The 13364-nt window shown below is 66.9% G+C and carries 3 protein-coding genes, 1 tRNA gene and 2 rRNA genes; 1 reads left to right on the top strand and 5 read right to left on the bottom strand.

The annotated features are described in order from the left end of the window. Window positions 1-10: 10 nt before the first annotated feature. A complete protein-coding gene (locus R4Z62_RS25120; RefSeq protein WP_491520944.1) occupies window positions 11-5536 on the bottom strand; it encodes a HAMP domain-containing protein in 5526 nt (1841 codons plus the stop codon). Between the two features lie 447 nt (window positions 5537-5983). Here R4Z62_RS25120 and R4Z62_RS25115 point away from each other — a divergent pair, with 447 nt between their 5' ends. After that, entirely contained in the window at window positions 5984-8752 is a 2769-nt protein-coding gene (locus R4Z62_RS25115; RefSeq protein WP_064535577.1) for a SpoIIE family protein phosphatase, read from the top strand. Between the two features lie 104 nt (window positions 8753-8856). Here R4Z62_RS25115 and R4Z62_RS25110 read toward each other — a convergent pair. The 4 genes from R4Z62_RS25110 to R4Z62_RS25095 form a co-directional block, all read right to left on the bottom strand. After that, a tRNA-Thr gene (locus R4Z62_RS25110) sits at window positions 8857-8929 on the bottom strand. A gap of 41 nt (window positions 8930-8970) precedes the next feature. Continuing rightward, complete coding sequence (locus R4Z62_RS25105) at window positions 8971-9651, bottom strand: DegT/DnrJ/EryC1/StrS family aminotransferase (protein ID WP_491521923.1); 681 nt, start codon at window positions 9649-9651, stop codon at window positions 8971-8973. 115 nt (window positions 9652-9766) lie between these two features. Beyond that, a 5S ribosomal RNA gene (gene rrf / locus R4Z62_RS25100) occupies window positions 9767-9883 on the bottom strand. 84 nt (window positions 9884-9967) lie between these two features. Then, window positions 9968-13082: ribosomal RNA gene (locus R4Z62_RS25095) — 23S ribosomal RNA — on the bottom strand. Window positions 13083-13364 lie beyond the last annotated feature (282 nt).

Here is a 13364-nt window from a genome sequence, read left to right as displayed (position 1 = left end):
CGCAACCGTGTCACTCCTCGCCCATCCAGTGCCGCATCACGCCCAGCAGATGATCGGGATCGACCGGTTTGGTCACATAGTCGGAGGCGCCCGACTCGATCGCCTTCTCCCGGTCGCCCTTCATGGCCTTCGCGGTCAGCGCGATGATCGGCAGCCCCGCGAACTGCGGCATCCTGCGGATCGCCGTGGTCGTCGCGTACCCGTCCATCTCCGGCATCATGATGTCCATCAGCACCACCGCCACGTCGTCGTGCTGCTCCAGGACCTCGATGCCCTCGCGGCCGTTCTCGGCGTACAGCACCGACAGACCGTGCTGCTCCAGGACGCTGGTCAGCGCGAAGACGTTGCGGATGTCGTCGTCGACGATGAGCACCTTCTCGCCGCCGAACCGCACGTCCCGGTTCTGCTGCGGCGTCCCGGACGGCTCCGCGATCTGCGGCGACCACTGCTCCGGCCCGTCCTCGGGCCCCTGCTGCCCGGCGGCGGGCAGCGCCCTGCGGCGGCGCCGGAACAGCGCGGCGGCGCCGTTCTGCGTCTCCTGGTACGACTTCACCTCGGCCGGTGTCTCGACCTGGGCCGCCGACAGCTCGGAGGCGTGCGACACGCCGGGCAGCTCGGTCAGCCGCGGCTCGCCGGCCTCCACCAGGTCGTCGGTGTCCAGGGCGGACACCGGCTGCTGGTAGCCGTGCGGCGGCAGGTCCCCCGGGTGCAGCGGCAGATAGAGCGTGAACGTGGAGCCGCGGCCGGGCTCGCTCTGGGCGTGGATCTCGCCGCCCAGCAGCTGCGCGATCTCCCGCGAGATGGACAGCCCCAGGCCCGTACCGCCGTACTTGCGGCTGGTGGTGCCGTCGGCCTGCTTGAACGCCTCGAAGATCACACCCATCTTGCTGGCCGCGATGCCGATACCGGTGTCGGTCACCGAGAACGCGATCATCTCCATGTCCGGATCGGACAGCGAGCCGACCTCCAGCAGCTGTTCCCGGATCGCCTGCGGCACATCACCGCGCGCGGGCCGGATGACCAGCTCGACGGAGCCCGAGTCGGTGAACTTCACCGCGTTGGACAGCAGATTGCGCAGCACCTGGAGGAGCCGCTGCTCGTCGGTGTGCAGCGTGGCCGGCAGCTCAGGCGACACCCGCACCGACAGGTCCAGGCCCTTCTCCGCGGTCAGCGGCCGGAAGGTGGCCTCCACGTAGTCGATCAGCTCGACGAGGGCGATGCGCGTCGGGGAGACGTCCATCTTGCCCGCCTCGACCTTCGCCAGGTCCAGGATGTCGTTGATCAGCTGGAGCAGGTCCGAGCCCGCGCCGTGGATCGTCTCGGCGAACTCCACCTGCTTCGGGGAGAGGTTGCCCTCCGCGTTGTCGGCGAGCAGCTTGGCCAGGATCAGCAGCGAGTTCAGCGGCGTGCGCAGCTCGTGCGACATGTTGGCCAGGAACTCGCTGCGGTAGCGCATGGACACCGCGAGCTGCTCGGCGCGCTCCTCCAGGACCTGCCGGGCCTCCTCGATCTCGGAGTTCTTCGCCTCGATGTCGCGGTTCTGCTGGGCCAGCAGCTCGGCCTTCTCCTCCAGTTCGGCGTTGGACGCCTGGAGCGCCTTCTGCCGCTGCTCCAGCTCCTCGGAGCGCAGGCGCAGTTGCTCGGTCAGCTCCTGGGACTGCTTGAGCAGCTGCTCGGTCTTGGTGTTGACGGAGATGGTGTTGACGCTGGTCGCGATCATCTCCGCGATCTGGTTGAGGAAGTCCTTCTGGATGTGCGTGAACGGCGTGAACGACGCCAGCTCGATCACGCCCAGCACCTTGCCCTCGAACAGCACCGGCAGCACGATCACCTGCGCGGGCGGCGCCTCGCCGAGCCCGGAGGAGATCTTCAGATAGCCGCTGGGCGCCCGCTCCACCAGGATCGTGCGCTTCTCCTCGGCGGCCGTCCCGATCAGCGCCTCACCGGGCCGGAACGAGGTCGGCATGGAGCCCATCGAGTAGCCGTAGGAGCCGAGCATCCGCAGCTCGTAGGCGTCCTCCTGGTCACCGCCGAGGTCCTTGTCGTCGGCGAGCGGCATGGCGACGAAGAAGGCGCCGTGCTGCGCGGAGACCACCGGAGTCAGCTCGCTCATGATCAGCGAGGCCACGTCCACCAGGTCGCGGCGGCCCTGCATCAGCGCGGAGATCCGGGCCAGATTGCCCTTGAGCCAGTCCTGTTCCTTGTTGGCGATCGTGGTGTCGCGCAGATTGGCGATCATCTTGTTGATCGAGTCCTGGACCTCCTGGATCTCCCCGGAGGCGTCCACGTCGATCTTCAGGTTGAGGTCGCCGCGGGTCACGGCGGTCGCCACGCGCGCGATGGCCCGCACCTGCCGGGTCAGGTTCCCGGCCATCTCGTTCACCGACTCGGTCAGGTCCCGCCAGGTGCCGTCGACGTCCCGCACCCGCGCCTGGCCGCCGAGCTGCCCCTCGGTGCCCACCTCGCGGGCCACGCGCGAGACCTCCTCGGCGAAGCTGGACAGCTGGTCGACCATCGTGTTGATGGTCGTCTTCAGCTCCAGGATCTCCCCGCGCGCGTCGATGTCGATCTTCTTGGTGAGATCGCCCTTGGCGATGGCCGTGGTCACCATGGCGATGTTGCGCACCTGACCGGTCAGGTTGGACGCCATCTGGTTCACCGACTCGGTGAGGTCCTTCCAGGTCCCCGCCACACCCGGCACGTACGCCTGCCCGCCCAGGATGCCGTCGGTGCCCACCTCGCGGGCCACCTTGGTCACCTGGTCGGCGAAGGAACTCAGCGTCTTCACCATGGTGTTGAAGGTGTCGGCGAGCTGCGCGACCTCGCCGCGCGCCTCGATCGTCACCGTCCGCGTCAGATCGCCGTTGGCGACCGCCGCCGCGACCTGGGAGATGTTGCGCACCTGCATGGTCAGGTTGTTGGCCATCAGGTTGACGTTGTCGCTGAGGTCCTTCCAGATGCCGACGACGCCCCGCACGTGCGCCTGACCGCCGAGGATGCCTTCCGTGCCCACCTCGCGGGCGACCCGCGTGACCTGCTCGGCGAAGGACGACAGCTGGTCGACCATCGTGTTCACCGTGGTGACGAGTTCGAGGATCTCTCCCTTGGCGTCGACGGTGATCTTCTTCGACAGGTCGCCCTTGGCGACGGCGGTGGTGACCTCGGCGATGTTGCGGACCTGGATGGTCAGGTTGTTCGCCATGAAGTTCACCGACTGGGTGAGGTCCTTCCAGGTGCCGGCCACGCCCTGCACCTCGGCCTGGCCGCCCAGGATGCCCTCCGTGCCCACCTCGCGGGCCACCCGGGTGACCTCCTGGGCGAACGAGGAGAGCTGGTCCACCATGGTGTTCAGGGTGTTCTTGAGCTCCTGGATCTCCCCGCGCGCGTCCACGGTGATCTTCTGCGAGAGGTCGCCCCGGGCCACGGCGGTGGCGACCTGCGCGATGTTGCGCACCTGCGAGGTCAGATTGCCCGCCATGCCGTTCACGGAGTCGGTCAGGTCCCGCCACACACCGGCGACGCCGGGCACCTGCGCCTGGCCGCCGAGCCGCCCCTCGGTGCCCACCTCGCGCGCCACCTTGGTCACCTGGTCGGCGAAGGCGGAGAGCTGGTCGACCATCGTGTTGATGGTGTTCTTCAGCTCCAGGATCTCGCCGCGCGCGTCCACGTCGATCTTCTGCGAGAGATCACCGCGGGCCACCGCCGTCGTCACCTGGGCGATGTTGCGCACCTGGCCCGTCAGGTTGGACGCCATGGAGTTGACGGAGTCCGTCAGCTCCTTCCACGTGCCCGACACGCCGTCCACCCGCGCCTGGCCGCCCAGACGCCCCTCGGTGCCCACGTCACGGGCCATCCGGGTCACCTGGTCGGCGAACGAGGACAGCTGGTCCACCATCGTGTTCACGGTGTTCTTCAGCTGGAGCATCTCACCGGAGACGTCCACGGTGACCTTCTGGGAGAGGTCGCCGTTGGCCACCGCCGTCGTCACCTGCGCGATGTTGCGCACCTGGCCGGTGAGGTTGCGGAACGCGGTGTTGACGGAGTCCGTCAGGTCCTTCCAGGTGCCCGCCGCGCCCGGCACCTGCGCCTGGCCGCCCAGCTCGCCCTCGACGCCGATCTCCCGCGCGACCCGGGTGACCTCGGCGCCGAACGCCGACAGCTGGTCGACCATCGTGTTGACGGTGTTCTTCAGCTCCAGCATCTCGCCGGCCACGTCCACGGTGACCTTCTGCGACAGGTCACCGCTGGCCACCGCCGTCGTCACCGCGGCGATGTCCCGCACCTGCGTGGTCAGGTTCCGGAACACCGTGTTGACGGAGTCCGTCAGGTCCTTCCACGTCCCGGCCACGCCCGGCACGATCGCCTGCCCGCCGAGCCTGCCCTCCGCACCGACCTCGTTGGCCACCCGGGTGACCTCGTCCGCGAAGATCCGCAGCGTCTCGGTCATCTGGTTGATCGTCTCGGCAAGCCGCGCGACCTCGCCGCGCGCCGGAACGGTCACCTTCTGCGACAGATCGCCGTTGGCCACCGCGGTGGTGACCTGCGCGATCCCGCGCACCTGGGCCGTCAGGTTCCCGGCCATCAGGTTCACCGAGTCGGTGAGCTCCTTCCAGGTGCCGTCGACACCCGGCACATGCGCCTGGCCGCCCAGGATGCCGTCCGTGCCCACCTCACGGGCGACCCGCGTCACCTCCGAGGAGAACGCGGACAGCTGGTCCACCATCGTGTTGACGGTGTTCTTCAGCTCCAGCATCTCCCCGGCCACGTCCACCGTGACCTTCCGCGACAGATCGCCCTTGGCCACCGCCGTGGTCACCAGCGCGATGTCCCGCACCTGCGCCGTCAGCCGGGACGCCATGGTGTTCACCGAGTCCGTGAGGTCCTTCCAGGAACCCGACAGACCGCGCACCCGCGCCTGACCGCCCAGCTTGCCCTCGGTGCCCACCTCGCTGGCCACGCGCGTGACCTCGTCGGTGAACGCGGACAACTGGTCGACCAGGTTGTTGACGGTCCGGCCCACCTTCAGGAACTCGCCACGCAGCGGATGCCCGGCCCCCTCCGGAGCCTGCGTGCGCAGCTCCATCCGGGGCGACAGATCACCCTCGGCGACCGCCGACAGCACCCGGCCGACCTCGGAGACCGGCCGTACGAGATCGTCGACCAGCGCGTTGGAGTTCTCGATCGCGGCGACCCAGGAGCCCTCGCAGGCGCCCGTCTCCAGCCGCTCCGTGAGCTTTCCCTCACGTCCCACCACGCGCCGTACCCGCGACAGCTCACCGGTCAGGTGCAGATTGCGGTCGGCCACCTCGTTGAAGACCGCGGCGATCTCCGACATCACGCCGTCCCCGGACACCGTGAGGCGCTTGCGGAAGTTCCCGTCCCGCATCCCCACCAGCGCGGCCAGCAGCCGGTTCAGGGCGGCCGTGTCGACCGTCGTCGTCGCGCCCCTCGGCGTGCGCCGACTGCTCAGGGACTGCCCGGACTGACCGCCTTTCGCGCGCGTCTTCGTGCCCCGCGTCGCTGCGCCAGACTCCACTGTGTCCCTCCCGCAGGGGTCGACCGTCACTGCTGTGCTCCGGATACTGCTGCCGGTCCTGCCGATCCGATGACGCCGCTCCGGTACGACTGGTCCGTCGTCCCGGCACGTGCCCTCGTCACTACCGCGCCGCTTCCGCCCCGGTACGACCGGGCCGCACCCGGGGTCACAGCCCCACCAGGGGTTGCTGCCCCGCATACGGGGACCGCACTCGGCCCGTCCGCACCGTCAACAGAAGCCTGCCCAGTGTTTCACCCCTGCGGAACCAGGCCATAACAGTTCGGCAGCTTCGCACACCGTCCGCACACCCTCCGGGCGAAAACACTGGTGACCGGCATCCGCACGGACGGCGAAGGTAAGTAACCTTGCATGCGGCTGTCCAGCCACGGTCCGTCCGGCCTGGACGGTGGCAGGGAGACAAGCGGGCATCGGAGGGCATCCGCACACATGACCACCGGAGTGATCCCCGGGGGACAGCCCCCGGAGCCACGGCCGACGGGGCCGAACGCTCACCAGCTGCCGGAGCAGCGGGGCGAACCGGGCGGCCGCGGGGGCCGAGATGCCGACGACCGGACGAGGAGTTCTGTGATCACCGCGCGCGCGGCCGCCAGCTTCGAGCCACTGGGGCGATCGGTCGCGACCGCCCGCTCCTTCGTCCGCGACACCCTGCAAGGGTGGGGCTTCGGCGACATCGTCGACGACGCCGTGGTCCTCACCAGCGAGCTGGTCACCAACGCCGTCGTGCACGCCGGCACCGCGGCGGACGTCCTGTGCCTGCGCAGCGACCACGGGGTGCGCATCGAGGTCTCCGACCGCTACCCCGAGCGCGAGGTCCCGCTGCAGAGCGCGGCCGTCTCCATGGGCAGCCCCGACCGCGAGGGCGGACGCGGGCTCCAACTGTGCGCGGCCCTCGCCGGCCGCTGGGGCGTGGAGTACACGCCCACCCACAAGAACGTCTGGTTCCGCCTCGACCTGCCCGAACGCCCGGTCGGCACCCGCACCGCCGGACCCTCCCTGCCCGCCGAGATGCTCCCGCTCGCCGACGGCCGGGTCCGCGTCGCCGTCGTCCAGATCGACCGCGGCGGCGCCATCACCGCCTGGAACGACGACGCCGAGGAACTCTTCGGCTACTCCGCCGAACAGGTGACCGGCAAGCCCCTCACCGACCTCGCGGCCTGGCCGCACACGCCCGGCACCGGCACCGGCATCGCCGAGGCGCTGCGCCTGTCCCGCTGGGAGGGCAGCTACGGCATCCGCGGCGCCCACGGCCGGGTCATCCCGGTCTACGCCTCCCATCTACGCGTCCGCGACACCGGCGGCGAACCCTCGACGGTCTGCCTGCTCGTCCGCGACCACGAGCGCGCCGTGCTCCAGACCCCGGTCCGCGCCGCCTCCTCCGGCGACACCAAGTCCGGCTCGGCGGACGGCAGCGGCACCGACCCCTTCGAGGTCTTCATCGGCTCCCCCGCCCCCGACGACCTCGACGGCCTCCTCCAGCGCACAGTGGAACGCGCTCGCGACATGCTCGACGGCGACGCCGCCTTCCTGCTCCTGGCGACCGACGACGAGACGGAACTGGAGGTCCGCGCCTCCACCGGCCTGCCCTCCGCCCGCCAGCGCTTCGCCCGCGTCCCCGTCGAGGCCGGCCCCGGCCGCTACGGCTCGGCCCGGATGCCCGCCGTCCACGAGGACCTGACCGCCGCCCCCGGCGCCGTGCCCCTGCTCGGCGGTACGGGCATGCGCTCCGTCGTCACGGTCCCGCTGAAGGTCGAGGGCCGCCTCACCGGATCCCTCGGCGTCGCCGCAGAGGCGTCCGGCAGATACTCCAACGAGGAGGCGCTGCGCCTCCAGTTCGCCGCCGACCGCATCGCCCTGGCCGTCGAATCGGCCCGCCTCGGCGAGCTGGAACGGCTGCGCCGCGGCTCGCTGAGCTTCCTCGTCGAGGCGTCCGACCTGCTGGCCGGCACCCTGGACCGCGACCAGACCCTCGCCCTGATGGCCCAGATGACGGTCCCCACCCTGGCCACCTGGTGCGCCGTCTACACGATCGCCGACCAGGCGTCCGAGCCCTACCTGTCCTACGTCCTGCACGAGGACGAGGAACTCATCGACGGCATCAAGTCCCTGCTGTCGAAGATCGCCCCACCCGACCCGGTGCCGACCCCCGGCGCCCGCGTCTGGTCCGCGCCCGGCGAGGCGGCCCACCAGGCAGCCCTGCGCACCTCCATGCGCAGCCTCAGCCTGGGCGACTCGCACCACCGCATCGGTACGACCATCGGCCCGACCCTCGCCACCGCCGCGGCGGTCGGCGGCGAGACGGTCGTCCTGCCCCTGGTCGCCCGCAACCGCGTCATCGGCATGCTGACCCTCGGCAAGCCCACCGACGAGCACTTCCGCCAGGAGATCCTCGAACTGGCCGAGGACCTCAGCCGCCGCGCCGCGCTCGCCCTGGACAACGCCCGCCTCTACTCCGAGCGCACCGCCATCAGCCAGTCCCTCCAGCGCAGCCTGCTGCCGCCGGGCCTGCCCCAGATCGACGGCGTGGAGGTCGACGTCATCTACCGCGCGGCCGGTGAGGGCAACGAGGTCGGCGGCGACTTCTACGACCTCTTCCCCATCCGCGACGGCGCCTACGGCTTCGCCATCGGCGACGTCTGCGGCACGGGCCCGGAGGCGGCGGCCGTCACCGGCCTCGCCCGGCACGCCCTGCGGCTGCTGGCCCGCGAGGGCTACGGCGGCCCCGCGGTCCTGGAACGCCTGAACTCCGCGATCCTCGACGAGGGCGCCCGCAGCCGCTTCCTGACACTCCTCTACGGCGAGCTGTGGCCCCAGGAGGACGGCAGCGCCCAGCTGAAGGTGGTGTGCGCCGGCCATCCGCTGCCGCTGCGCCTGCGCCAGGACGGCACCGTCGAACCGGCCGCCGAACCGCAGCCGCTGCTCGGCGTCATGGAGGACCTGGAGCTGTACGAGCAGTCGGTCACGCTCGACCCGGGCGATGTCCTGCTCTGCGTCACCGACGGCGTCACCGAACGCCGCGAGGGCACCCGCATGCTGGGCGACGACGGCCTCGCGGACGTCCTCACCACCTGCACGGGACTGACGGCCGGCGCGGTCGCCGCCCGCATCATGCGGGCCGTGGAGCGCTTCGCGTCTGACGCGCCGTCCGACGACATGGCGATCCTGGCCATGCGCGTCCCGGAGGTGCTCAACTCCTGACCCCGGCGGGTCCCCCGCCGGGGGACCCGCACCCTCCCCCGCTCACCGAAACCCACCGAAAACGCAAAAGACCCCGCCCGAAAGGGCGGGGTCTTTTCTGTCGGAGCCCCCAAACGGAATCGAACCGTTGACCTTCTCCTTACCATGGAGACGCTCTGCCGACTGAGCTATAGGGGCCTGTCACCTTTTCGGGGTTTCCCCCTCGGCAACGGAATAGATCATACCCCGAACACAGCCGTGCTCCCAACCACGACCGGTCCGCCGAGCGCATTGCACGCGGTGACGATCCGCTGCATCTCCCGCCGCGTCAGAGAAGCGTCCACCGGCAGCGCCAGCGTCTCCGCCGCGGCCCGCTCCGTCTCCGGCAGCGACACGCAGCGGCGGAACCCGGGCAGCCGGTGCACGGGCGTCTTCACGGGGACCCGGCAGTCGACTCCCTTGGCGCGTACGGCCCGTGCGAACGCGTCGCGATCCGGCCGGCCGTTCCCCGGTACCCGCACCACGTACTGCTGGTAGGTGTGCCCGTCGCCCCCGTCGGGCGTCCGTACGCCCCGCAGCCGCGCGTCCAGATAGGCGGCTCGCTCCCGGCGCTGTGGCGTCTCCTCGTGCGGCGCCTCGGACTCGCCGTGCTCCAGCACCAGCAGTCCGTGCCGCTGTCCGGCCGCGTGCAGCCGCGCCCGGTCCGCTGACCGCCCGAAGCGGTGCACGACGACCACGGCCGCCGTACGCGCGGTCAGGGCCGTCTCGACCGCCGACGCGTCGAGGCAGTACGTCACGGGGTCTATGTCGGCGAACACCGGCAGCGCACCGGTCTGGACGACCGCTTCCGCGACCTCCACGTTTCCGAACGCCGGCACGACGACCTCGTCACCGACTCCGACGCCGGCGGCCCTGAGCAGTGCAGCAGTACCCATGCCGCGGATGCTGGCCCGGCCATGTGAACGCCAAGTGGCCGGAAACAAAAAAGGGTTGGACCCGGAACCGAAGTTCGGGGTCCAACCCTTTTGAATAATTGTTCGGCGGTGTCCTACTCTCCCACAGGGTCCCCCCTGCAGTACCATCGGCGCTGTAAGGCTTAGCTTCCGGGTTCGGAATGTAACCGGGCGTTTCCCTCACGCTATGACCACCGAAACACTATGAAACAATCAACCGCACCATGTGTGGCACATGGGGTTGTTCGTGGTTTCAGAACCAACACAGTGGACGCGAGCAACTGAGGACAAGCCCTCGGCCTATTAGTACCGGTCACCTCCACACGTTACCGTGCTTCCAGATCCGGCCTATCAACCCAGTCGTCTACTGGGAGCCTTACCCCATCAAGTGGGTGGGAGCCCTCATCTCGAAGCAGGCTTCCCGCTTAGATGCTTTCAGCGGTTATCCCTCCCGAACGTAGCCAACCAGCCATGCCCTTGGCAGAACAACTGGCACACCAGAGGTTCGTCCGTCCCGGTCCTCTCGTACTAGGGACAGCCCTTCTCAAGACTCCTACGCGCACAGCGGATAGGGACCGAACTGTCTCACGACGTTCTAAACCCAGCTCGCGTACCGCTTTAATGGGCGAACAGCCCAACCCTTGGGACCGACTCCAGCCCCAGGATGCGACGAGCCGACATCGAGGTGCCAAACCATCCCGTCGATATGGACTCTTGGGGAAGATCAGCCTGTTATCCCCGGGGTACCTTTTATCCGTTGAGCGACGGCGCTTCCACAAGCCACCGCCGGATCACTAGTCCCGACTTTCGTCCCTGCTCGACCCGTCGGTCTCACAGTCAAGCTCCCTTGTGCACTTACACTCAACACCTGATTACCAACCAGGCTGAGGGAACCTTTGGGCGCCTCCGTTACCCTTTAGGAGGCAACCGCCCCAGTTAAACTACCCATCAGACACTGTCCCTGATCCGGATCACGGACCCAGGTTAGACATCCAGCACGACCAGACTGGTATTTCAACGACGACTCCACACACACTGGCGTGCACGCTTCAAAGTCTCCCAGCTATCCTACACAAGCCGAACCGAACACCAATATCAAACTGTAGTAAAGGTCCCGGGGTCTTTCCGTCCTGCTGCGCGAAACGAGCATCTTTACTCGTAGTGCAATTTCACCGGGCCTATGGTTGAGACAGTCGAGAAGTCGTTACGCCATTCGTGCAGGTCGGAACTTACCCGACAAGGAATTTCGCTACCTTAGGATGGTTATAGTTACCACCGCCGTTTACTGGCGCTTAAGTTCTCAGCTTCGCCCCACCGAAATGGAGCTAACCGGTCCCCTTAACGTTCCAGCACCGGGCAGGCGTCAGTCCGTATACATCGCCTTACGGCTTCGCACGGACCTGTGTTTTTAGTAAACAGTCGCTTCTCGCTGGTCTCTGCGGCCACCCCCAGCTCACGGAGAAAATCCGATCACCAGACATGGCCCCCCTTCTCCCGAAGTTACGGGGGCATTTTGCCGAGTTCCTTAACCATAGTTCACCCGAACGCCTCGGTATTCTCTACCTGACCACCTGAGTCGGTTTAGGGTACGGGCCGCCATGAAACTCGCTAGAGGCTTTTCTCGACAGCATAGGATCATCCACTTCACCACAATCGGCTCGGCATCAGGTCTCAGCCATATGCAAGGCGGATTTACCTACCTCGCGCCTACACCCTTACCCCGGGACAACCACCGCCCGGGATGGACTACCTTCCTGCGTCACCCCATCACTCACCTACTAACCGCTCGGTTCAGCGGCTCCACCACTCCCCTCAACTCCGAAGAGATCAGGGCGGCTTCACGGCCTTAGCATCACGATGCTCGATGTTTGACGCTTCACAGCGGGTACCGGAATATCAACCGGTTATCCATCGACTACGCCTGTCGGCCTCGCCTTAGGTCCCGACTTACCCTGGGCAGATCAGCTTGACCCAGGAACCCTTAGTCAATCGGCGCACACGTTTCTCACGTGTGAATCGCTACTCATGCCTGCATTCTCACTCGTCAACCGTCCACGACTACCTTCCAGTGCCGCTTCACCCGGCAGACGACGCTCCCCTACCCATCACACCCGTTGGGCTATTATGTGAATGACACGACTTCGGCGGTACGCTTGAGCCCCGCTACATTGTCGGCGCGGAATCACTAGACCAGTGAGCTATTACGCACTCTTTCAAGGGTGGCTGCTTCTAAGCCAACCTCCTGGTTGTCTCTGCGACTCCACATCCTTTCCCACTTAGCGTACGCTTAGGGGCCTTAGTCGATGCTCTGGGCTGTTTCCCTCTCGACCATGGAGCTTATCCCCCACAGTCTCACTGCCGCGCTCTCACTTACCGGCATTCGGAGTTTGGCTAAGGTCAGTAACCCGGTAGGGCCCATCGCCTATCCAGTGCTCTACCTCCGGCAAGAAACACACGACGCTGCACCTAAATGCATTTCGGGGAGAACCAGCTATCACGGAGTTTGATTGGCCTTTCACCCCTAACCACAGGTCATCCCCCAGGTTTTCAACCCTGGTGGGTTCGGTCCTCCACGAAGTCTTACCTCCGCTTCAACCTGCCCATGGCTAGATCACTCCGCTTCGGGTCTTGAGCGTGCTACTCCACCGCCCTGTTAGGACTCGCTTTCGCTACGGCTACCCCACAACGGGTTAACCTCGCAACACACCGCAAACTCGCAGGCTCATTCTTCAAAAGGCACGCAGTCACGAGATACAGCAAGCTGCATCCGACGCTCCCACGGCTTGTAGGCACACGGTTTCAGGTACTATTTCACTCCCCTCCCGGGGTACTTTTCACCATTCCCTCACGGTACTATCCGCTATCGGTCACCAGGGAATATTTAGGCTTAGCGGGTGGTCCCGCCAGATTCACACGGGATTTCTCGGGCCCCGTGCTACTTGGGTGTCTCTCAAACGAGCCGCTAATGTTTCGACTACGGGGGTCTTACCCTCTACGCCGGACCTTTCGCATGTCCTTCGCCTACATCAACGGTTTCTCACTCGTCCCACGGCCGGCAGACCGTAGAAGAGAGATCCCACAACCCCGCATACGCAACCCCTGCCGGGTCTCACACGCATACGGTTTGGCCTCATCCGGTTTCGCTCGCCACTACTCCCGGAATCACGGTTGTTTTCTCTTCCTGCGGGTACTGAGATGTTTCACTTCCCCGCGTTCCCTCCACACTGCCTATGTGTTCAGCAGCGGGTGACAGCCCATGACGACTGCCGGGTTTCCCCATTCGGAAACCCCCGGATCAAAGCCTGGTTGACGACTCCCCGGGGACTATCGTGGCCTCCCACGTCCTTCATCGGTTCCTGGTGCCAAGGCATCCACCGTGCGCCCTTAAAAACTTGGCCACAGATGCTCGCGTCCACTGTGCAGTTCTCAAACAACGACCAACCACCCATCACCCCGGGACAACATCCCGAGTGCACTGGGGCCGGCAACCCGAAGACAGACCTTACGGCCATGCCCTCAGACACCCAACAGCGTGCCCGACACAGACTCACCCTCAGACCCACGTTCCACGCCGAAGCAGTACTAGTGATCCTCAGAACCATCCGTGCCGAGTAGTCAACGTTCCACCCATGAGCAACCAGTCGACATTCGCCGATGTACTGGCCTCTGCAGCCGAAACG

Source organism: Streptomyces sp. PL-25 (assembly GCF_058344915.1).
Note: the sequence above shows the minus strand (reverse complement) of the source record. Positions and strands in the feature narration are given on the sequence as shown.